Source organism: Mesorhizobium sp. M1348 (genome assembly GCF_040317925.1).
Lineage (GTDB): Bacteria > Pseudomonadota > Alphaproteobacteria > Rhizobiales > Rhizobiaceae > Mesorhizobium.
The window spans coordinates 81,042-103,386 of the sequence record NZ_JAMYLH010000019.1 but is presented as its reverse complement, the minus strand read 5'-3'; the positions used below and the strand labels follow the sequence as shown (position 1 = coordinate 103,386).

Genomic DNA, 22,345 nt, shown 5'->3' with positions numbered 1-22,345 from the left:
AAAACCGCCTTTTGCGCCTATATCTATGACATTAGGAATGCGCGATTCGAAGCCGATTTTTCGCGCTCTGCACACGGCATCAATCAGACAGGTTTTCATGAGCGAACAGACCGACATCGCCAACGGCGTTGAAGCCGAATACGGCGCCGATTCCATCAAGGTTTTGAAGGGCTTGGATGCCGTTCGCAAGCGGCCGGGCATGTATATCGGAGACACCGACGACGGCTCGGGCCTGCACCACATGGTCTATGAGGTGGTCGACAACGCCATCGACGAAGCACTGGCCGGCCATGCCGACCTGGTGACGGTGACGCTCAATCCGGACGGCTCGGTGACGGTCATCGACAATGGCCGCGGCATTCCGACCGATATCCACACCGGCGAAGGCATTTCGGCGGCCGAAGTGATCATGACGCAGCTGCATGCCGGCGGCAAGTTCGATCAGAACTCCTACAAGGTGTCGGGCGGCCTGCACGGCGTTGGCGTGTCGGTCGTCAACGCGCTGTCGGCCTGGCTGAAACTGAAAATCCGCCGCAACGGCCAGATCTACGAGATGAGCTTCACGCATGGCGATGCGGACGCGCCGCTGCGGGTCACCGGCACCTACGAACAACACAAGGTCTCCGGCACCTATGAAGGGCGCAGCGGGAGCGAAATCACGTTTTTGCCGTCGTCCGAAACCTTCACCATGGTCGAGTTCGACTACGGCACGCTGGAGCACCGGCTGCGCGAGCTCGCCTTTCTGAACTCCGGCGTGCGCATCGTTTTGACCGATGCCCGCCATGCCGACATCGTGCGCCATGAACTGCACTATGATGGCGGGCTGGAAGAGTTCGCCAGATATCTCGACCGGACGAAGAAGCCGCTGCTCGACAAGCCGATCGCGATCCGCGCCGAGCGCGATGGGATCACCGTCGAAGTCGCTATGTGGTGGAACGACAGTTACCACGAGAACGTGCTGGCCTTCACCAACAACATCCCGCAACGTGACGGCGGCACGCATCTGGCCGGCTTCCGCGGTGCGCTGACGCGGCAGATAACCGGCTATGGCGATTCCTCAGGCCTGACCAAGAAGGAAAAGGTGGCGCTGATCGGCGACGATTGCCGCGAAGGGCTGACGGCAGTGCTATCGGTCAAGGTTCCCGACCCGAAATTCTCCTCGCAGACCAAGGACAAGCTGGTGTCGTCCGAGGTTCGCCCGGTGGTCGAAGGGCTCGTCAACGAAGCGCTCGGCACCTGGCTCGAGGAGCACCCGACCGAGGGCAAGGCGGTCATCGAGAAGGTTATCCAGGCCGCTGCCGCGCGCGAAGCCGCGCGCAAGGCACGCGACATCACCCGCAAGAGTTCGCTCGGCGTCACCTCGCTGCCCGGCAAACTGGCCGATTGCCAGGAGCGCGATCCGGCGAAATCCGAAATCTTCATCGTCGAGGGTGACAGCGCCGGCGGCTCGGCCAAGGGCGGCCGTTCGCGCCAGAACCAGGCCATTCTTCCGCTGCGCGGCAAGATCCTTAATGTCGAGCGCGCCCGCTTCGACCGCATGCTCGGCTCCGACATGATCGGCACGCTGATCACCGCGCTCGGCACCTCGATCGGCAAGGACGAGTTCAATGCCGACAAGCTGCGCTACCACAAGATCATCCTGATGACCGACGCCGACGTCGACGGCGCCCACATCCGCACCTTGCTGCTGACCTTCTTCTTTCGGCAGATGCCGGAACTGATCGAACGCGGTCATCTCTACATCGCGCAGCCGCCGCTCTATAAGGTGACGCGAGGGAAGAGCTCGCAATATATCAAGGACGAAGCCGCCTTCGAGGAATTCCTGATCGGCTCGGGGCTGGAAGAGGCGTCGCTTGCGCTCAGCACGGGCGAGGTGCGGGCCGGGCAGGACCTGCGCAGCGCCATCGACGACGCCCTAGCTGTCCGCCAGCTCATCAACGGATTGCACACGCGCTATAACAGAGGCGTGGTCGAGCAGGCAGCGATTGCCGGCGCGCTCAACCCGGAGATCTTCACCGATCTCGGCCGCGCCAACGAGATGGCCGAGCGTGTTGCCCGCCGTCTCGACATTATCGCCGAGGATACCGAGCGTGGCTGGACAGGCCGCATGTCGACCTCGAACGAGGGCATCGGCGGCTACGTCTTCGAGCGTACGGTGCGCAGCGTCAAGGAATTCGCGCATCTCGATCTGGCGCTGATCAATTCCGCCGACTCACGCCAGCTCGACCGCTATGCGCCGCGCCTAGCAGAAATCTACGGCGAGCCGCCAGTGCTGCGCCGCAAGGACGTCTCCGAAACCATTTCGGGGCCGCTCGCACTGCTCAACGCCGTTTTTGCCACCGGCCGCAAGGGCCTGACCATGCAGCGCTACAAGGGCCTTGGTGAGATGAACGCCGAGCAGCTCTGGGAAACGACGCTCGACCCGAATGTGCGCTCGCTCTTACAGGTAAGGGTCAATGACGCAACGGACGCGGACTCCCTGTTTTCGCGGCTGATGGGCGACGAGGTCGAGCCAAGGCGCGAATTCATCCAGGAAAATGCGCTGTCGGTCGCCAATCTGGACATCTGAGCCGCGATCCAGATACCCAGCCGCCAGGCATGAAGTGCATTGGTGCGCCTCGGCGCACCAATGCCGACTGCTGCAAGCAACAAAGATCACCAGGACCGCCGGAACGGAAAGGCTTTCAAGGCATTGTAGTCGATCACAATCGCCGCAGGAGGCATCCATGGGACGTGGCATTTTGCTCTGGCTTCTCGGAGTCCCAATTCCGATCATTATTCTGATCATGCTGTTCGCACGGTAGGGAGGCTTCGATGCAGTCCACCGTAACAGCTGTCGACGTTTCCGCACCGGCGGAATCCGCTTCCCCCGCCGTCAGCTGGGGACCAATCGTCGCCGGCGCCTTTGCTGCGTCGACGCTTACCTTCACTTTGATGCTGCTCGGCTCCGGGCTTGGGCTGAGCATGGTGTCGCCATGGTCCGGCTCGGGTGCGTCAGTCACCACTTTCGCCGTTTCCACCGCCGTCTGGCTGATCGTCGTGCAGTGGCTGTCGTCGGCCCTGGGCGGCTACCTCGCCGGACGCCTGCGCACCAAATGGGTCGGCATCCACACCGATGAAGTCTTCTTCCGCGATACCGCTCACGGCTTCCTGGCCTGGGCGCTGGCGACGCTGCTCGTCGCCGGCGTGCTCGGCACGGCGCTTTCGGCCGCGATAGGTACCGGTGTCCAGGCCGCTTCGACTGTGGCATCCGGCGCGGCACTGGGTGCTTCGGCAGGTGCTGCTGCAAACGCGGGTAGCGCCTCGACTGACAACGCCACATCGTATTTCGTCGATACGCTGTTCCGCCCGGCCGATCCGGCAAGGCTCGCTGCCGCCAATCCGGAGAGCGACGCCGCGGCAACCGCGCAGGCATCGCGCATTCTGATCGCGAGTGGCGCAGCAGGCGAAATATCGGCCGACGACAAGACCTATCTGTCGCGGCTAGTAGCCGCCCGCACAGGCCTGTCCGAAGCGGATGCCACCGCTCGCGTCGATGCGGTAATCGCCAAAGCGCAGGACGCCAAGGTCAAGGCCCAGCAGGCGGCAGACACCGCCAGAAAGGCAGGCGCCACCTTCTCGCTGATTGGCGCGCTTTCGCTGGTCGTCGGGGCCTTCATTGCCAGCGCGGCTGCAGCACTTGGCGGCAGGCAGCGCGACGACGAGGAAGCGATTTTCCTGACCAATCGTTGATCGGTGACTAAGCGAACTCGGTCCGCGTCGGGAAGATTACCCTCGAAGGGGACCTTGCTTTGAACTGCCGGCGCAGCATTGTCGTGCGCTGCTCGCCGCCGACGAAAGCTCAGTCCCCCAGCTTGCGGCCGAGATCGACCGCATCGCGCAGCACGGCTAGGTGCGAGCGTGGCTGTGCGCCGGCCGGCGCGTTGATCTCGACACCGCTCGCCACCAGCGACCAATAGAGCCTGTGCGTGAAGACGCGGCCGCGCGAGCCGCGCAGCTCGACCTGAACGTTTTCCACGCCGGGACCGAAGTTCTCCGTCATCCGCCCTGAAATCGGGTCGCCGGTCAGCCAGCCATTGCCCCTGTCGAAAATATTGGTCCAGCGCGTCGCGGCAAACACCGCGCCATGATGCACGGCCCGCTGCGGCTTGCCGGAATGGCTGCGCCCTTCCTGGTAGAGCATGGTCCCGCCCGCCGCCCTGTCGGCGATCGGCGGGCATGCCGAAAACAGGCGCTCGGCGATGCCGCGCCTGAATTCGGCGAGGTTGTAGGTCATCAGAAACTCGCTGTGGGTCAGCGGACTGCCGAGCGTGACGAAATCGCTGATCTTCCACGGCAGCGGATGATCGACGTCGCCGACGCGAAGCTGCCGGTAGAGCTCCCATTGGTTGCGCCGGAATACGGGGAGGTCGTCGAGGCTGTCGGGCCAAGCGGAGGCATCGGCGGCCAGCGTCGCCTTATCCACGGCGTGGATCGCCTTCAGCCGCGCTCTGTCGCGAATGGCTTCCAGCTTTCGAGGCCTGAAATCGGCCCACAATATCTGCAGCAGATCATAGGCGATGATCGACCCCAGGCTGTGCGAGACCAGCACGACGCGGTCATAGGCGTCGTCGATCATGAGGCGCTTCAGCAGCTTGAGGCCACGCTCGCGGACCAGCGCCCGCTTCTCGACCGTTGCCGCTTCGGCCCGGACATAGGCGGCGACATCGCCGAAATAAGGCAAGCCAAACTGGTCCACCGACCAGATGACGAACGACGCCAGAACCGTGACAAGCACGCCGGTCGTCCAGGAGATGTAGCCTTGCCAGGTCGACGTTGCGAGCGCCAGCGCCGCGCCGAGGACGACGATGGTGGCCAAAAGCGTGACGACATAGAGTTTGCGCACATCGTGCGGAATATCGGCGGGCTTGCGCCAGAGCAGGGTCGTCACCCAGGCCGCAAGGCGGCTCCGGGTCGTGCCCTGGGTGATGTCGGCCCAGTAAAGCTCGTAGAAATCGGTGCGGCGGCCATCGACATCATAGGGCGTGGTGATCCGGCGAAGCTCGTGCGAATTGGTCCGGCTGTCGGGCGTGATCCAGCTCTGGTTGATTTTCGCACCCATCGGGTCGGCCGGATCGGCGACATGGGCATAGAACGGAGCACGGGCCGGATCGTGGCTCCATACGGCCTGGACAAATCCCCTCAACGTGTCCATGGGCCGCTGTTCGCCCATTCCGTGCACGACCACCACCGCCTGGCTGCGCTTGCGTGGCGCCTTCTCTGCTGCGGTCAGATCGGCGGCCGGCGATGCAGCAGGACCAGGGTCGGGCACCAGCACCTCCACGATGACGCCGTTAGCAACACGACGGGGTCGGCATCGTAGCTTCAGAACCGGTAACAGCCAAGAAAAAGCCCGGCGCGGAGCCGGGCTGTATTCGACGACCGGCAGTGAGTTGGCAACGACGCCTTTTCAGTGATCCATGGCCTTGACGATCTCCTCGGTCATCTTCTTGGCGTCGCCGAGCAGCATCATGGTGCCGTCCTTGTAGAACAGCGTGTTGTCGATGCCGGCATAGCCGGAGCCGAGCGAGCGCTTGACGAACAGGCAGGTGCGCGCCTTGTCGACATCGAGGATCGGCATGCCGTAGATAGGTGAGGACTTGTCGTCACGAGCCGAGGGATTGGTGACGTCATTGGCCCCGATGACATAGGCGACGTCGGCCTGCGCGAACTCAGAGTTGATGTCCTCCAGCTCGAACACTTCGTCATAAGGCACGTTGGCTTCGGCCAAGAGCACGTTCATGTGGCCGGGCATACGGCCGGCGACGGGGTGGATGGCGTATTTGACGTCGACGCCGTTGGCCTTGAGCTTGTCGGCCATCTCGCGCAGCGCGTGCTGTGCCTGGGCGACGGCCATGCCGTAGCCCGGCACGATGATGACCTTTTGCGCATTCATCATCAGATAGGCGGCATCCTCGGCTGAGCCCTGCTTTACCGTGCGCTCGATGCCGTCGTCGGCAGCGGCTGATGTCTCGCCGCCGAAGCCGCCGAGGATGACCGAGATGAACGACCGGTTCATGCCCTTGCACATGATGTAGGACAGGATGGCACCCGACGAGCCGACCAGTGCGCCGGTGATGATCAGCGCCAGATTGCCGAGCGTGAAACCGAGTGCGGCGGCGGCCCAGCCCGAATAGGAATTCAGCATCGACACGACGACCGGCATGTCGGCGCCGCCGATCGGGATGATGAGAAGGACGCCCAGCACCAGCGAGGCGGCAACGATCAGCCAGAAGACCAGCTTGGATTCAGTGGTGACGAGCAGCACGATCAGCACGATCAGCGCAATGCCCAGGGCTGCGTTGATGAAGTGACGGCCGCCGATCATGATCGGCTTGCCCGACATGCGGCCGTCGAGCTTCAAGAAGGCGATGACCGAGCCGGTGAAGGTGATGGCGCCGATGGCGACGCCAAGGCTCATCTCGATCAGCGCCTGGGCGTGGATATCGGCGACGGTGCCGATGCCGAAGCTTTCCGGCGCATAGATGGCGGCGGCCGCCACCATGACCGCGGCAAGACCAACCAGCGAGTGGAAGGCGGCGACCAGCTGCGGCATCGAGGTCATGGCAATGCGCCGTGCCGTGACCGCACCGACCGAGCCGCCGATCAGCAGCCCAACCACGATCAGCGCGAAGCGCCCGGCCGAAGGGGTCGCGAGCGCCAGCGTCGTGGCGATGGCAATGCCCATGCCGATCATGCCGTACATGTTGCCCTGGCGGCTGGTGGTCGGATGCGACAGGCCGCGCAATGCCAGGATGAACAGGATGCCGGAGACCAAATAGAGGAAGGAGGCGAAGTTGGCGTTCATAGCGGCCTACTTTTCCTTCTTCTTGTACATAGCCAGCATGCGCTGGGTGACGAGGAAGCCGCCGAAGATGTTGACCGATACCAGCATCAGCGCAACAAAGCCGAAACCGGTGGCAAGCCCTGAGGCCGAGATGCCGACGGCCAGCAACGCGCCGACGACGATGACGGAGGAAATGGCGTTGGTGACCGCCATCAGCGGCGTGTGCAGCGCCGGCGTCACCGACCAGACGACGTAGTAGCCGACGAAGATCGCCAGCACGAAGATGGCGAAGCGGAAGACGAAGGGATCGATGGCGCCACCAGACAGCGCGTGCGCGGCGTCGCCGGCCGCCTCAGTGCCGGGAGCGACGGCAAGGTTCTGCACGGCGAGCCGCACGGCAGCTGTGGCCTGGTCGAGCTGGTCGAGGGCTTTCTGCAGGGTCTGATCCATCACGCGATCCCTCCGGTGGTCTTGGGCTTCCTCGAAGCGGCCGGCCTCTTCGCAGCCGGCTTCGCCGAAGCCTCGGCAACCATCGTCTTGGCCGGAATGGCCGGCGGTTCGACATGTTGGCCCTTTGGCGGCTCCTGCTCAGCCCTGACGAAGGCGGGATGCACGACCTTGCGGCCATCGGTCAGCATCGTCGCCTTGACCAGTTCGTCGTCGTGGTTGATGGCAAGCGTCTTCGCCGCCTTGTCGACCAGCGTCTCGAGGAAGGCATAGAGGTTCCGGGCATAGAGAAGCGAAGCGGAGGCGGCGACGCGACCGGGAACGTTGAGATGGCCGACGATCTTTACCCCGTTGGCCGTGGTCACCACCTTGCCGGCTTCGGCGCCCTCGACATTGCCGCCGCGCTCGACCGCAAGGTCGACGATCACCGAGCCCGGCTTCATCGAGGCGACCATCGCCGCCGAAACCAGCTTCGGCGCCGGACGGCCGGGGATCAGCGCCGTGGTGATGACGATATCCTGCTTGGCGATGTGCTCGGCGGTCAACGCCGCCTGCTTGGCCTGGTACTCCTTCGACATTTCCTTGGCGTAGCCGCCGGCCGTCTCGGCCGCCTTGAACTCCTCGTCCTCGACGGCCAGGAATTTTGCGCCGAGCGAGGCGACCTGCTCCTTCGCGGCGGGACGTACGTCGGTGGCGGTGACCACGGCGCCGAGGCGGCGCGCGGTGGCGATGGCCTGCAGACCGGCGACCCCGACGCCCATGACGAACGCCTTCGCAGCCGGTACGGTGCCCGCCGCCGTCATCATCATCGGCAACGCCCGGTCATATTCGGCAGCCGCATCGATCACCGCCTGATAGCCGGCGAGGTTGGCCTGGCTGGATAGAACGTCCATCGACTGGGCGCGGGTGATGCGCGGCATGAACTCCATGGAGAAGGCAGTAACACCGGCCCTGGCAAGGGCTGCGACGGCAGCATCGTTGCCGTAGGGATCCATGATCGCGATGACAGCGGCGCCGGACTTGTAGCCCTTCAGCTCGGCGTCCGTGGGGCGGCGCACCTTCAGCACCACATCAGCCCTGGCTGCATCGCCGGCCTTGCCGATCGTGGCACCGACCCTGGCGAACTCCTCGTCGGGAATGCGCGACGCCGTGCCGGCGCCGGTTTCGACAATCACGTCGAAACCCAGTGCCGCCAGCCGCTTCACCGTGTCGGGCGAGGCCGCGACACGCGGCTCGTTCGCGTCGAGCTCACGAGGGATGAAAACCGTCTGTCCCACCGCATGATCCTTTCGGCCGGAACCCGCTACCGCAAGACGCCGACCGACCCCGGGCGGTGCCTTCGACAAAGGTTGGAGGAGTTATCGGAGAATAAAGGCGCCGACGGCCAGGATCAGAACGAACAGTATAGTTCCTGAGAAGAAGCCTCCCGCAAAAAAGCCGAAAGCCATTGCCAGAAGCACAGCGAGGCAAAAGAGCGATCCGTATTTCGCGAGCCTGAGGAAGCCTGCATAGGTCCGATCATGCTCGGCATAGTCCATCTTCGCGCCCAGTTCGACAGGACCGGTCGGCGTGTGTTCAGCCATAGGAATACCCCTTCGAAGACATCTTTCAGGCACATAGCGAAAAGCCGCGTTAAGGGCAATGGCGCTAATGCCGCATCGCCGCAGCCAACAATCTCAAGCAAAACTTGAAATCGCTGCGCGGAGCGCGGCGATACCAATCCCAATGGATGGCAGGTCCGCCATTGCCGATGTCGTTAGCCGGCGAGATGCGGGAACAGCCCGAGCAGGCCGACAACGATCAGATAAAGGGCGACGATATAATTGAGCAGCCGCGGCATCACCAGGATCAGCACGCCTGCAATCAGCGAGATAAGCGGGGTAAGGGCGAGCGTGGAAATGGTCATATCGGTTCCTTTGATCGGATCGCAGTCGAAGCGATGCGTGGCGGATGTCGGCCATGCCAACCTACCACCAGCACCCTTGCCCAGAACGCCGAAGCGACCGGAAGGCTCCATGAGCTCGTTCAGGCGGCTTCGCGAAAATACTTGGCGGTGGGCAGGATGGTCAGCGGGGCGAGTTCGCCGGCACCGGGCGTATCGAACAACATGCGCTGCTCCATCGGCGTCGAGCGGAAGAACGGAAAGCGGGCGTAGGTTTCGTTCTTGATCGCCAGGACATCGGCTTGATAAAGCAGCGCGAAACAGTTGATCACGCCGGCATAGGGCCGCGCATCGCCGATCGGTCGCGCCCGATAGATGCGCTTGTAGAAAGCCGCATGGTCCTCGCGGATCATGGATATGCAATAAGGGGCGCCGAAATGGAAGCAAGCCATGCCGGCAAGGCGCAGCGTCACATAAGGGATCTGCGGGTAAAGCCGTGACCATTCGGCGTCCACGGCAAAACGGCTCGGGTCGATAAAGACTTCGCCGGCCGCCAGACGCGGCATCAACAAGTCCTTGTAGACGCTGAGCGCTGGTGATGTCGCGTTATCAGCAGACACGTTATGCAGGCGCATTGTGCTGACCAGCCGCCCATCGATGTAGATTCCGAACGTATGGCAATTGGGCAGTTCGTCAAACTCGTCATGGACCTGACGGGACGCATTCTCGGGCACCAGATCGTTCATCCGATAGGAATTGTAGCGCAGCCTGTAAATGCTTTCGAAGTCCTCGCCGCTTTCACAGCGTCGGTACTCCGTCCGGTCAAGCAGCGCATAAACATGTTGCGCGAAGCTGGACATGGTCTCGGACGCATCTTTCCCACCAGCGCCCGCCGCATGGCCGAGCGAACTCAACTGGGCACACATGAACTCTATTCCCCGCGATTACCGCCACCAGCCGACACTACGGACGGGTCATGAGATGTAAAGATGAAAATAAGTAGGAGGTCGTTTACCGCTCGTTAAGGTTAACAATTAATAAAATTATACTAAAATACGCGGTTTTTCAGCGCAAGTCAGCGCCGCGGCGCCTTCCTTGCGGTCTGGATGTCCTTGGCGAAGGGCCAGACGGTGCTCGACATCGTCTCGATGCCGGACGCGCTGAGTGCCGACCCGAACAGAAAGCCCTGGACCAGGTCCGGCTTGACCTGCAATGCTAGGATCTTGAGCTGTTCGAAGGTCTCGACACCTTCGACGGTAACCGAAAGTCCCAGCGGTCGCGATAGGTTGACGATGCCCTTGAGCAATTCGAGCGACCGGCTGTTCTGGGTGACGTCGATCAGGAACGAGCGATCGATCTTGATCTTGTCGAGCGGCAGTTTGTGGAGATAGCTCAGGCTCGAATAGCCGGTACCGAAATCGTCTAGTGCAATACGCACGCCGAGCCGCTTCAATTCCTCGATATATTGGCGTGTCAGCGACTTGTCGTCGAGCAGCGCCGTCTCGGTGACTTCGATCTCGAGGCGGCCGGCCGGCAGACCGGAACCGGCAAGCGCCTCGCGAACCTTCTGGATAACGTCGCGGTTACGAAAATCCTTGGCCGAGAGATTGACCGATACGCTGGTCTGGGATGGCCATTTGGCGCATTCGGTGCACGCCGCATGCAGGACGAAAGTGCTGATGTCGGAAATGATGCCCATTTCCTCCGCCAGAGGAATGAAGATACCGGGAGAGATCGGCCCGAGATCGGGATGATCCCAGCGGCACAGCGCCTCGCAACTGGCGATACGCATCGTGCTCATCGCCACGATCGGCTGATAGACCACCCGCAATTCCTTGTTTTCCACGGCGCTGCGCAAATCCGCCTTCATCAGCTGACGGCTGCGAAAGGCAGCATCCATGGAGGCCTCGAACAGCCGCCAACCGTTCTTGCCAAGCTCCTTGGCCTTGTAGAGTGCAAGGTCGGCCTTGACGATCATGGCGTCAACGTCGGTATCCTTGACCCGCGACAGCACCGCGCCGCCGCTGGCCTGGATGCGTAATCCGTGGCCGGCGACATCGACCTCGCCCTGTAGATTGACAAAGATCTCATCAACCTGGCCGTTCAGGTGGCTTTCATCCTCGACACGCTCGAAGAAGATCATGAACTCGTCGCCGCCGAAGCGGCTGACGGTGATGCCTGGCCCAGCGACTGCCGCCAGCCGCTCGGCAACGGCGTAGATCAATCCGTCGCCGACCGGATGGCCGAGCGTGTCGTTGACGCTCTTGAAATCATCGAGATCGAGCACCACCAGCCCGCAGAGACGGTCGGGATCCCCTGAGGCCATGGCTTCCACCACCAACTCGTGGAAGTAGGCGCGGTTGGGCAGGCCGGTGAGACTGTCGTAGCGCGCCATGAAGCGGATCTTGTCTTCCGCCTCGACCCGGGCGGTCACATCTTCGAAAGTGACGACGCCCAGTTCCTGGCTGCCTTCCCGGGCAGAAAATTCATAGTGCTGGCCGTTGGCGAGCGAGACCAGGACCTTGCGGTCGCGGCCCTCGCGCAACGCACGCGTCAGCTGGGCTTCGATGTAACGGCAATCCTTCGGCGCCAACATGCCGCCTGCAGCGCCGCGCATCAGCAGACCGTGGATGGAGCGGCCTAGCAGCGCATCGGGCGATTTGAGCGACATCAGGTGCGCGGCTTCGGCATTGGCCACCGCCACCCGGCCGTCGGGACCAAGCATGACAAGGCCATGTGACATGGTGTTGAGCGCGCGGTTGAAACGCTGCGCGATGCGGTTCGCCTTCTTTTCCTCCGACAAGGCGGTAAACAGGACCTCGCGGACGATGTCGGCGAACCGCTTGATCGCAAACAGAAAGGGGGCCGACATCAGACCGAGGATGATGTGGTAGATATCGCCGCGCAGGATAAAGCCAAGCGATATGGGCCATGTGGTGGTTATGATAAAAATCATAACCATGCGCGGCGAACCATAATTGCGGCCGGCAATCGACGTGACCGATGCCAACGTGACGCAGACAGAGGCTATTTCGGCATAGTTGTCGTGGCTGTCATTTGCCAGATAGATACTGACGAAACAGAATGCGCCAAGCATGAAACCATGCATCGAACCAAAAATTATGTAATCGTTTTCACGATTGTGCGCTTCCTCCCATGTCGTGGGGGAAGGAAGTCGCCCGTATTTCCGGATGTTGCGAAGGCGCAGAGTACCGACAATGATGAGCCCAGCGGCAACTAGAAGATACGCCAAGTCCATGGTCTTCCAATAGACCAGAATGACGAGGAGTGTCTGCGCAACAAGGCCGATCGACAGCGTGAACCCGTCGCGAAACAGAGTTTCCACGAACGGAATGTAAACGTCGACCGGAATCTCGTTTTTTCGTCTCAGATTCACGCCTGGATCCCAACCCTGGGGAACCCAGCAGTGTCACATTGGCCTTAAGAAAGGTTTAGAGCGGCGTTTCGAGCCCTGCCGGCATCCATTGGTGACGCTGCGGAAACAGGGAAACTACAGTTCAGGTAAACAAGGCGTATCACGGTGCGGAATCATTCGGCGGCTTGAAGCTGCGGCCGCAGCGGCGCCGTCGAAAGGCGGTCGAGCAGACGCTGGCGTTCGCCGGCGGCTTTTTCGGCACTGGCCCGCTTGACGTGGCCAAAGCCGCGGATGAGCGCCGGTACCGAAACAAGCGCGGCAGCGGCCTCGATCTTGCCCGGCGCCAGCGCGCCGGCGACAAGCTCCAGGTCGGCTTCATAGAGGGCAAGAAGCTGCCGCTCCATACGCCTCTCGGCGCTGTAGCCGAACAGGTCGAAAGCGGTGCCGCGCAGGCCCTTCATCGCCGCCAGCAGGCGGAACCCGTTCATCATCCACGGGCCAAAGCTCGATTTCCTCGGGCTGCCGTCACTGCCGCGCCTGCCCATGATCGGCGGTGCGAGATGGAATTCGAGCTTGTCGTAGCTCTGGAAATGCTTTGCGAGCTCTGCGGCAAAGGAGCTGTCCGTATAAAGCCGCGCCACCTCGTATTCGTCCTTGATCGCCATCAGCTTGAACAGGTTCTTTGCGGCAGCCTCGGTCACCACGGTCGACCCAGGCACAGCATTGGTTTCGGCCTTGCGCAGCGCCGCCAGTCTGTCGGCATAGCGCTTGCCATAGGCGGCGTTCTGATAGGCGGTCAGGAAGGCGACGCGGCGAGCAATCATATTGTCCAGCGTCTCGGCAATGGCGGCATGCTGCGTGGCCTTGCCCGGCTGGGCGAGAAGGCTGCGGACGAAATCCGGCTGGTGGGCGGCGCGGCGGCCCCAGCGAAATGCCGCGACATTCATCGCCACCGCCTCGCCGTTGAGCTCGATCGCCTTCTCGACCGCCTCCGCCGACAGCGGCAAGCCGCCGTGCTGGAAGGCGAAGCCGAGCATGAACATGTTGGCGCCAAGCGAGCTGCCGAACAGCGCGGTGGCGGTGCGGGTGGCGTCGAAGAAATGCGCCCTGTCGTCGCCCGCGGCAGTTCTTATCGCTTTCTTCAGCCGCTCGACGGGCAGCGTGAAATCGGCCGAACGGGCGAACTCGCCCGGCATGATCTCGGCGGTGTTGGCGAGGAAGATGGTATGGCCTTCGCGCACCGCGGCCAGCACCTTCTTGGCACCCGAAACGACGAGATCGCAGCCAAGCACGAGGTCGGCCTTGCCGGCCGATACGCGAATGGCGTGGATGTCGTCCGGCGTGCGGGCGATGCGGACATGGGTGAACACGGAGCCGCCCTTCTGGGCGAGGCCGGCCATGTCGATCATGCCGCAGCCCTTGCCTTCCAGGTGCGCGGCCATGCCGAGCACTGCACCTATGGTGACGACGCCGGTGCCGCCGACACCGTCTATGATCGCCGCCCAGCCTTGTTCACCGAGCGTAAATTGCGCCGGCGCCGGCACCCCCGCGAGCGGGTCGGCCGCGCCGGCTATGCCTTCAGCTTTCCTGATTTTGGCGCCGTGGACGGTGACGAAGGACGGGCAGAAACCATTGACGCAAGAGAAGTCCTTGTTGCAGCTCGACTGGTCGATCTTGCGCTTGCGGCCGAATTCGGTCTCGACCGGCTGGATCGAGACGCAATTCGACTGCACGCCGCAATCGCCGCAGCCTTCGCAGACCAGTTCGTTGATGAAGATGCGCTTGTCGGGATCAGGGAAGGTGCCGCGCTTGCGGCGGCGACGCTTCTCGGCGGCGCAGGTCTGGTCGTAGAGCAGCACCGAGACGCCTTTGACCGAACGCAACTCGCGCTGGACGAGATCGAGATCGTCGCGGTGGTGGATGGTGGCGCCGGCCGGAAATTCCACCTTGCCGGTATATTTGTCCGGCTCGTCGGTGACGATGGCGATGCGCTCGACGCCCTCGGCGCGCACCTGCCTGGCGATCATGTCCACCGTCAGGCCGCCCTCGTGCGGCTGACCGCCGGTCATCGCGACGGCGTCATTGTAGAGGATCTTGTAGGTGATGTTGGCGTCGGTCGACAGCGCGAAACGGATCGCCAGCACACCCGAGTGGTTGTAGGTGCCATCGCCCAGATTCTGGAAGATGTGCTCGCGCTTCGAGAACGGCGCCTGGCCGACCCACTGCGCGCCCTCGCCGCCCATGGCGGTGAAGCCGACCGTATTGCGGTCCATCCACAGCGCCATGAAATGACAGCCGATTCCGGCGGCTGCGAGCGAGCCGTCCGGCACCTTGGTCGAGGAATTATGCGGGCAGCCGGAGCAGAAGAAGGGCGTGCGCGAGGCGATGTCTGACGTGTCGGCCAGCATCGCCTGGAACTGGCGCAACTTCGCCACCCGCGCAGCGATTTCTTCCGACGGGCCGATCGTTCGCAAAATCCTCTCGCCGAGCGCGATGGCAATATCGTTGGGGTCGAGCGCGCCTTTGGCCGGGAACAGCCAGTCGCCGCGCTCGTCCTTCTTGCCGACGATGACCGGCTGCGTCGCGGTGCCGTAAAGGTTCTCGCGCAGTTGCACCTCGATCAGCGAGCGTTTCTCCTCGACGACGACGATGGTGTCGAGGCCGCGAGCAAAGTCGGCGATGTGCTGCAGGTCGAGCGGCCACGGACAGCCGACCTTGAACAGCCTGATACCGATACGATTGGCGGCCGCTTCATCGATGCCGATGTCTTCCAGTGCCTGGCGAACGTCGAGATAACTTTTGCCGATGGTGACGATGCCAAGCTTCGGGCTGCTGCCGCCCGAATAGACGATCCGGTTCAGCCCATTGGCGTGGATGAAGCCCGAAGCCGCGGCGCGCTTGTATTCATGCAACCGCTCTTCCTGACCGAGCATGTCGATCTCATTACGGATGTTGAGGCCGCCGGGCGGCATGTCGAAGTCCGGGATGACGATATCTAGCCGGTCGAGCGCGGCATCGACCGAGGCCGTCGATTCGATGTTGTCCTTGACGCATTTGATCGCCGCCCAGGTGCCGGCAAAGCGGGACATGGCAAAGCCGTAGAGGCCGTAGTCGATTATCTCCTGGACGCCGGCCGGATTGAGGATCGGCACCATGGTGTCGACGAACAGAAACTCGGTGGCATGCGCGTTGGTTGAGGATTCGGCCATGTGGTCGTCACCCATCAGGGCTAACACGCCGCCATGTTTCGACGAACCGGCGAGATTGGCGTGGCGGAACACGTCGCCGGAGCGGTCGACGCCCGGACCCTTGCCGTACCAGACCGAAAAAACGCCGTCATGGGTGCCCTCGCCCAGCAATTCGGCCTGCTGCGAGCCCCAGCAGGCGGTGGCGGCGAGCTCCTCGTTGAGACCGGGCTGGAAGACGATGTCCGACTGAGCGAGCTGGTTCCTGGCCTTCCACAGCTGCATGTCGAGGCCGCCGAGCGGCGAGCCGCGATAACCGGAGACGAAACCGGCGGTGTTCAGGCCAGCCCGGCGGTCGCGCTCGCGCTGCATCAGAAGCATGCGGATGACTGCCTGGGCACCCGACAGGAAGATGCGCTCCTTTGCCAGGTCGAACTTGTCGTCGAGCGCGACATTGTGCAGCGTCATCAGGCATTTCCTGTGCGGAGGCCGCGCCTGGAGGTGCGCGGCCAACGTCGGAGTCGAGTGCCCACAGTCTTTCTTCCCTTGCCGGGGAGGTCAAACAAAATCGAAGGTGCCAGGCGGTCCGCAACAAACGATCCGTGCGCGGCCGTGTGGCGCCACGAAACGCCTGTCGGGCAGGATGGCCGAGCACGAAAATTCCGGCGGCGGTCGGTGCCGCTGGTGTCGCATCATGCAGCCTTTGGGCAACTGGGCTTCGGTTCGCCGGGCAGCTTGCCGTCGACATGGCCGGCCAAGTCCTTGTTGAGCTCGTAGACTGGCCCGACCACCAGAGGCCGGTCGGGCAAGACCGACTGGTCGAGCGAGGACGTCAGAGTGGTCTCGAAACTCTGCAGCAACTTGCCGCTGGAATCCTCGATGCGGATCGACACCGCATAGGGCTTGTCCTTGACGACACAAGTGAGTGGCGGACTGGTGAGCGTCACATGCGGCAGCTTCGGCCATATTTTCTGGGTGACGATGATCGGATCACCACCGGCCGGGTTCTGGAAGGAGACCACAGCGACCTGCCCCTCACCCACCGGCCGCAGCGGATTGAGGGTGATGACATAGGTGGCGATACCCAGCCGGTAATTGAACTCGAACAGCTTCCCGGAAATGGCGAACAGCTGGTCCTTGCCGGAATCACGGCAGGCGCCGAGCGCGGCCGCCGCGAACAACGCCGCGACGACAATCATCGCGCGCGAGAATCTTTTAGACATTGGTGACCTCCCTGGCCGCGGTCCGGCGGCGATAGTATCGGTTTGCCTTCTGTCGGTTGCCGCACACCGCCATGTCGCACCAGAGGCGGCTGGAATTGCGGCTTTTATCGACAAACAGCCAGCTGCAGTTGGGACATATCCGCAGCCTGGCGATTGTGTCGCCGCGCAGCAGCGACAGCGCCGAGACCGCGAGCGCCGCCTCGAAGGCAATCGGCGTCGCCGGATCACCGAACGGTTTTCCAGGCGTGCCGATTTCGGTGCGGCTATGGGCGAGGCCATCGGCGCAGGCTTCCAGGAATTTTGGCATATCGCCGGTCGCGATCGCATCTTTCGACACCGCGCCGCGAAACAGCCGATCGGTCGTCTCGCGAATCGACAGCACCACCGGTGCGATTTTTTCAGGCGCCGGCGCAACGAGCCGCCTGCCGCCGCGCTCGGCGGCGCGAAAGCCGCTCGCCGCTTCTGCAAAGCGGGCGATCTCGGCCGGATCGTCGAAACGGTCGAAGGTTTTCTCCGGATCGTTCCGCAAAACGACGGTGTTCGCCGTGTCGAGCGCAAGCATGCCACCGGTGAAGCGGTGCGGAGTCCAGGATACTGTCATACGGCGAAATCTAACCGATAAATCGCGTTTGACAAGTTAGATTCCGGGTGCAACGCTCCTCACTGAGGCGATCGCCGTATTGAGAATGTCGTTCGTCCCAAACCTCTGCCCCGATTGCGGGGCATGCATCGAGGGTCTTGCATGCTCTATTTCTTCCAGCAGGTTCTGAACGGGCTGCATTCGGGCGCGCTCTATGCATTGCTTGCCTTCGGCTACGTGCTGACCAACGGCATCCTGCACCGCACCAATCTTGCCTATGGCGCGCTGTTCGCCTTTTGCGGGCATACGATGATCCTCACCGCGGCGTTCGGCTATCAGGCCCTGTGGCTGACGCTGTTTGCATCGGTCGCGCTCGGCGTAGCGGCGGCATTCCTTTATGCGGCGCTGCTCAGCCATGTCCTGTCGCGAAGCATCTTCGAACCGCTGGCCGACCGCTCGCCTAACGCCATCGTGGTGACGACGCTCGGCATATTGCTGGTCTTGTCGGAAGCCAGCCGCATCGCCGCCGATACCCATGACCTATGGTTGCCGCCAATGCTGGCCCAGACCATCGTCTTCGCGCAGAATGCCAGCTTCAAGGCGACGTTGACGCTGATCCAATTGCTCGATTGCGCCGCCGTGCTGGCGGCTATTGCGCTGGCTGCGTGGGGGTTCACACATTCCAGCTTCGGCCGAAGCTGGCGTGCCGTATCCGACGATCCAAAGGCCGCTGCGATGTGCGGTGTCGATGTCCGCGTGGTGTCTCGGCGTGCGGTGCTTTTCGGCGGCCTTTGCGCGGCACTGGCTGGCGTGCTCGCCGCCTTCTACTACGGAAACATCAGCTTCGGCACAGGGTTGGTCTACGGGTTGAAGATCCTGTTCGTGACCGCAGTGGGCGGCTATCTCTCGCCGCTGCGGGCGGCACTGGGCGCAGCCGCCTTCGGCATGGCCGAATCGCTATGGGCCGGCTATTTTCCGCTCGAATGGCGGGACGGCTGGATGTACCTGTTCCTCGTCGCCATGCTTGTGCTGATCGGCGCCGGCCGCGACCAACAGAAGATCGCCTGAGCCGCATCCGACTTTGGTTGGATGAAGAGCCGCATGTCCTTGGACATGCAAAGGACGCGGCAGCATTTTGCCGAACGTCACCTCACAACTGTGTTTATGCGGGCTGTCCCATGTTGACCCGCCGAACCACGCACTGCATACCGTTGGTCCACAGCGACGCGACGGACAGGGAACCGGCGTGCTCTGACACAAGGGAGGAATGCATGGCAGGGCTTCTCGCTCTTTCCAGAACCATTGACCGTTTGAACGAATTCATCGGCAAATGGGTTTCGTGGCTGATCCTGCTGGCAATCCTGGTAAGCGCCGCCAACGCTGTCATCCGCAAGATGTTCGACATGTCCTCGAACGCCTGGCTGGAATTGCAATGGTATCTGTTCGGCGCCGCCTTCATGCTGGCCGCCGCCTACACGCTGAAGCAGAACGACCATATCCGCATCGATATCGTCTACGGCATGTTCTCGCGCCGCGTGCAGCACTGGATTGACCTTTTCGGTCACGTCTTCTTCCTGATGCCGTTCGTGACGTTGATGGTGGTCTATTTCGTTCCTTATGTGTCGCTATCGTATCGCAGCGGCGAGATGTCGAACAATTCCGGCGGGCTGATCATCTGGCCGGCTAAGGCGATCCTGCTGGTCGGCTTTTTCCTGCTCGCGCTGCAGGGCATTTCCGAAATCATCAAGAAAATCGCCATTATGCGCGGTCATATGGACGATCCCACTCCGTTCATATCGGTGCATGAACAGGCTGAACTCGAAGCAAAGGCGCTCGTCGAAGAGGTGCGCTCGTGATCGAGTTCATCGCCCAGAACATGGCGCCGATCATGTTCGCCTCGCTGATCGTCTTCCTGCTGATCGGCTATCCCGTCGCCTTCTCGCTTGCCGCCAACGGCCTGATGTTCTTCTTCATCGGCGTACTGCTGTCGCCCTATTCGGGCGGCTCGATCAACCTTGCTTGGCCGTTGCTGCACGCGTTGCCGGATAATTTCTATGGCAGCCGGGTGATGTCGAACGATACGCTGCTGGCGATCCCGTTCTTCACCTTCATGGGCATCGTGCTCGAACGATCCGGCATGGCTGAAGACCTGCTCGACACGATCGGCCAGTTGTTCGGACCGGTCCGTGGTGGCCTGGCCTATGCCGTGATTTTCGTCGGCGCGCTGCTCGCCGCGACGACCGGCGTGGTGGCAGCTTCCGTCATCGCCATGGGTCTGATTTCGCTGCCGATCATGCTGCGCTACGGCTACGACCGCCGGCTGGCATCCGGCGTCATTGCCGCGTCCGGGACGCTCGCCCAGATCATCCCGCCGTCACTGGTGCTGATCGTCCTGGCCGACCAGCTCGGCCGCTCGGTCGGCGATATGTACAAGGGAGCGCTGATCCCCGGGCTCATTTTGACCGGCATCTACATGCTCTACATCCTGCTCATGTCGATCTTCCGGCCGAAGTCGATGCCGGCCCTGCCGCTGGAGGCCCGCACGCTCGGCCACGGTGTGCTGTCGCTGCTGGCGGCGCTGCTGGCGGCGGTGGTGGTTTCCTATGCGGCGTATCGCTACCTTGCGCCGAACCATGGCGGCAACGCCGATATCCTCGGCGCCAGTATTGGCGTCATCTTCATCTATGTCGTGGCGATCATCGACCAGCGCCTGAAGATCAACCTGATGTCCAGGCTTGCGCAGCAGGTGATCATCGTGCTGATCCCGCCGCTGGCGCTGATCTTCCTGGTGCTGGGCACCATCTTCCTTGGCATCGCCACGCCGACGGAAGGCGGCGCCATGGGCGCCGTCGGCGCGCTGGCAATGGCGGCGATGAAGGGGCGGCTGTCGCTCGACGTGGTCAAGCAGGCGCTGGCCTCGACGACCAGGCTGTCGTCCTTCGTTCTGTTCATCCTGATCGGCGCGCGGGTGTTCTCGCTGACCTTCTACGGCGTCAATGGCCACATCTGGGTCGAGCACCTATTGACGTCGCTGCCGGGCGGCGAAGTCGGTTTCCTGATTGGCGTCAACATCCTCGTCTTCGTGCTCGCCTTCTTCCTCGACTTTTTCGAGCTTGCCTTCATCATCGTGCCGCTTTTGGCGCCAGCGGCTGACAAGCTCGGCATCGACCTGATCTGGTTCGGCGTGCTTTTAGGCGTCAACATGCAGACCTCCTTCATGCATCCACCCTTCGGCTTCGCGCTGTTTTATCTGCGCTCGGTCGCCGCGCGCGTGCCCTATCTCGACCGGCTCAGCGGCAAGCAGATCGCGCCGGTCACCACAGGGCAGATCTATTGGGGCGCGGTGCCGTTCGTCTGCATCCAGGTGATCATGATCGGCCTGACCATCGCCTTCCCGCAGATGGTGATGCACTATAAAGGCACCGTCGTCGATCCGGGCACCATCAACTACCAGGTGCCGGAAACGCCTGGCATCGGCTTGTCGCCGCTTGGCACGCCGCCGGCCAACGGCGGCACTGCCCCGGCCTCACCTTCCACACCGGATTTGTCGCAGCCGCCGAGCTTCGACGAAAAACCGCCCGCGAAACCGGCGGCCCCGGCAATCGATCTGTCGCAGCCACCGAGTTTCAATTGAAGAAGGCCCGGCAGCCATGAAGGCGGTGCGACTGGAGCGAGTGGGGGGCCTCGCCGTGTGCGAGGTCGAGAAACCGACCGCCGGGCCGGGCGAGCTGCTGGTGCGGATTGAGGCGTGCGGCGTCTGCGGCACCGACAGGCATCTTTTCCATGGTGAATTCCCGTGCACGCCGCCGGTGACGCTCGGGCATGAATTCTCCGGCATCGTCGAGGCGATCGGACCTGCCGTATCCGGCTTTTCCGTCGGCGACCGCGTCACCGGCGATCCTAACATCGCCTGCGGCCGGTGCGCGCATTGCCAGGCCGGCCGGGTCAATCTCTGCGGCAATTTGCGCGCCATCGGCATCCATCGCGATGGTGGCTTTGCCGAATATCTTGTCCTGCCGCAGAAACAGGCCTTCGTTTTGCCAGGCAATCTGGCGCCGACGCATGGCGCGTTCTGCGAGCCGCTCGGCTGCTGCCTGCATGGCGTGGACCTTGCCGCGATCAAACCGGGCTCGTCGGTCGCGGTGCTCGGCGGCGGCGTGATCGGCCTGCTCACCGTTCAGCTGGCAAAGCTCGCCGGTGCGACGACCATCATCTTGTCGACGCGTCAGGCCTCGCGGCGGGCTCTTGCCGAGCAACTGGGCGCAACGGCGACGGTCGATCCCGGTGCTTCCGACGTCATCGACGCGATCGTCGGCCGGTCGGGTTTGATGCCGGGCGGCGTCGACGTGGTGTTCGAATGCGCCGGCGTGAAAGACACCGTCGAGCAGTCGATGCGGCTGGCCAAAGCGGGCGGCACAATTGTCGTCGTCGGCGTGATGCCGCAAGGCATGAAAGCGGCGTTCGAACCGTTCGACCTGCTGTTCCGCGAGTTGAAGGTCCTGGGCTCCTTCCTCAATCCCTTTACCCATCGCCGGGCCGCCGATCTTATCGCCTCGGGGGCGATCGAGGTAGACCGGCTGATATCGCGACAAGTCAGCCTCGACGAGGCGGTGGCGATCATTGCCAACCCGCCGGCGCCAGGCGAGGTCAAAGTCCTGGTTGTGCCTCAGGGCTGATCCATCGGGCCAGTTGCCACCGGCAGGCTTCGCGGTTCTGCGTGGCATCGATGGCTTCATCCTCAATCTGATAAAGCCCGGCTGATGAAGCCGGGGAAAGGCGACCCCTCCAACTCTGCCTATGCCGACGCCGGCCTGCAAACCGGGTGA

Annotated in this window: 17 protein-coding genes; 6 read left to right on the top strand and 11 right to left on the bottom strand. The window is 62.7% G+C overall.

Annotation, left to right across the window (positions count from 1 at the left end):
* Nucleotides 1-97: 97 nt before the first annotated feature.
* On the top strand, nucleotides 98-2,569 hold the full coding sequence (gene gyrB, locus NKH13_RS25590) for a DNA topoisomerase (ATP-hydrolyzing) subunit B (protein WP_352915225.1): 2,472 nt from the start codon (nucleotides 98-100) through the stop codon (nucleotides 2,567-2,569).
* 245 nt (nucleotides 2,570-2,814) lie between these two features.
* Nucleotides 2,815-3,732, top strand: coding sequence for a hypothetical protein (locus NKH13_RS25585; RefSeq protein ID WP_352915223.1), 918 nt, complete (start codon nucleotides 2,815-2,817; stop codon nucleotides 3,730-3,732).
* A 109-nt stretch (nucleotides 3,733-3,841) separates the two neighbouring features.
* Here the strand turns inward: NKH13_RS25585 and NKH13_RS25580 are convergent, their stop codons facing one another.
* The 11 genes from NKH13_RS25580 to NKH13_RS25530 all read right to left on the bottom strand — a co-directional run bounded on the left by NKH13_RS25580 (nucleotide 3,842) and on the right by NKH13_RS25530 (nucleotide 17,540).
* Nucleotides 3,842-5,311 carry a hypothetical protein gene (locus NKH13_RS25580; RefSeq protein ID WP_352915221.1) on the bottom strand — a complete coding sequence of 490 codons (1,470 nt, stop codon included), beginning with the start codon at nucleotides 5,309-5,311 and terminating at the stop codon, nucleotides 3,842-3,844.
* 138 nt (nucleotides 5,312-5,449) lie between these two features.
* Nucleotides 5,450-6,847 carry an NAD(P)(+) transhydrogenase (Re/Si-specific) subunit beta gene (locus tag NKH13_RS25575; RefSeq protein WP_352915219.1) on the bottom strand — a complete coding sequence of 466 codons (1,398 nt, stop codon included), beginning with the start codon at nucleotides 6,845-6,847 and terminating at the stop codon, nucleotides 5,450-5,452.
* A gap of 6 nt (nucleotides 6,848-6,853) precedes the next feature.
* Nucleotides 6,854-7,276: an NAD(P) transhydrogenase subunit alpha part 2 gene (locus NKH13_RS25570; RefSeq protein WP_502908312.1), complete on the bottom strand. Its 423-nt coding sequence runs from the start codon at nucleotides 7,274-7,276 to the stop codon at nucleotides 6,854-6,856.
* Nucleotides 7,276-8,550, bottom strand: coding sequence for a Re/Si-specific NAD(P)(+) transhydrogenase subunit alpha (locus tag NKH13_RS25565; protein WP_352717338.1), 1,275 nt, complete (start codon nucleotides 8,548-8,550; stop codon nucleotides 7,276-7,278). Before NKH13_RS25565 ends, NKH13_RS25570 begins: the two co-directional genes overlap by 1 nt.
* An 81-nt stretch (nucleotides 8,551-8,631) precedes the next feature.
* Nucleotides 8,632-8,856 (bottom strand): aa3-type cytochrome c oxidase subunit IV, encoded by a 225-nt coding sequence (locus tag NKH13_RS25560; RefSeq protein ID WP_292658309.1) that lies wholly within the window; start codon nucleotides 8,854-8,856, stop codon nucleotides 8,632-8,634.
* A 173-nt stretch (nucleotides 8,857-9,029) separates the two neighbouring features.
* The gene (locus tag NKH13_RS25555) at nucleotides 9,030-9,179 is read right to left on the bottom strand and encodes a DUF3096 domain-containing protein (protein WP_013528205.1); all 150 of its coding nucleotides are present in this window, start codon (nucleotides 9,177-9,179) and stop codon (nucleotides 9,030-9,032) included.
* Nucleotides 9,180-9,298: 119 nt separating this feature from the next.
* Entirely contained in the window at nucleotides 9,299-10,069 is a 771-nt protein-coding gene (locus NKH13_RS25550; RefSeq protein WP_502908300.1) for an N-acyl amino acid synthase FeeM domain-containing protein, read from the bottom strand.
* Nucleotides 10,070-10,230: 161 nt separating this feature from the next.
* Complete coding sequence (locus NKH13_RS25545; protein ID WP_352915216.1) at nucleotides 10,231-12,552, bottom strand: putative bifunctional diguanylate cyclase/phosphodiesterase; 2,322 nt, start codon at nucleotides 12,550-12,552, stop codon at nucleotides 10,231-10,233.
* A 152-nt stretch (nucleotides 12,553-12,704) separates the two neighbouring features.
* Nucleotides 12,705-16,184 (bottom strand): indolepyruvate ferredoxin oxidoreductase family protein, encoded by a 3,480-nt coding sequence (locus NKH13_RS25540; protein WP_352915214.1) that lies wholly within the window; start codon nucleotides 16,182-16,184, stop codon nucleotides 12,705-12,707.
* Nucleotides 16,185-16,408: 224 nt separating this feature from the next.
* A complete protein-coding gene (locus NKH13_RS25535; RefSeq protein WP_352717333.1) occupies nucleotides 16,409-16,939 on the bottom strand; it encodes a hypothetical protein in 531 nt (176 codons plus the stop codon).
* Complete coding sequence (locus NKH13_RS25530; protein WP_352915212.1) at nucleotides 16,932-17,540, bottom strand: CGNR zinc finger domain-containing protein; 609 nt, start codon at nucleotides 17,538-17,540, stop codon at nucleotides 16,932-16,934. Before NKH13_RS25530 ends, NKH13_RS25535 begins: the two co-directional genes overlap by 8 nt.
* Before the next feature lie 141 nt (nucleotides 17,541-17,681).
* On the opposite strand from NKH13_RS25530, the gene NKH13_RS25525 reads away from it, so the two are divergent.
* From NKH13_RS25525 to NKH13_RS25510, 4 genes are all read left to right on the top strand, one after another.
* Nucleotides 17,682-18,587, top strand: coding sequence for a branched-chain amino acid ABC transporter permease (locus NKH13_RS25525; protein WP_352915209.1), 906 nt, complete (start codon nucleotides 17,682-17,684; stop codon nucleotides 18,585-18,587).
* A 203-nt stretch (nucleotides 18,588-18,790) separates the two neighbouring features.
* Nucleotides 18,791-19,375 carry a TRAP transporter small permease subunit gene (locus tag NKH13_RS25520; protein ID WP_352717329.1) on the top strand — a complete coding sequence of 195 codons (585 nt, stop codon included), beginning with the start codon at nucleotides 18,791-18,793 and terminating at the stop codon, nucleotides 19,373-19,375.
* Nucleotides 19,375-21,153 carry a TRAP transporter large permease gene (locus NKH13_RS25515; protein WP_352915253.1) on the top strand — a complete coding sequence of 593 codons (1,779 nt, stop codon included), beginning with the start codon at nucleotides 19,375-19,377 and terminating at the stop codon, nucleotides 21,151-21,153. The genes NKH13_RS25520 and NKH13_RS25515 overlap by 1 nt, the downstream gene beginning before the upstream one ends.
* Before the next feature lie 16 nt (nucleotides 21,154-21,169).
* Entirely contained in the window at nucleotides 21,170-22,195 is a 1,026-nt protein-coding gene (locus tag NKH13_RS25510) for a zinc-dependent alcohol dehydrogenase family protein (protein WP_352915207.1), read from the top strand.
* Nucleotides 22,196-22,345 lie beyond the last annotated feature (150 nt).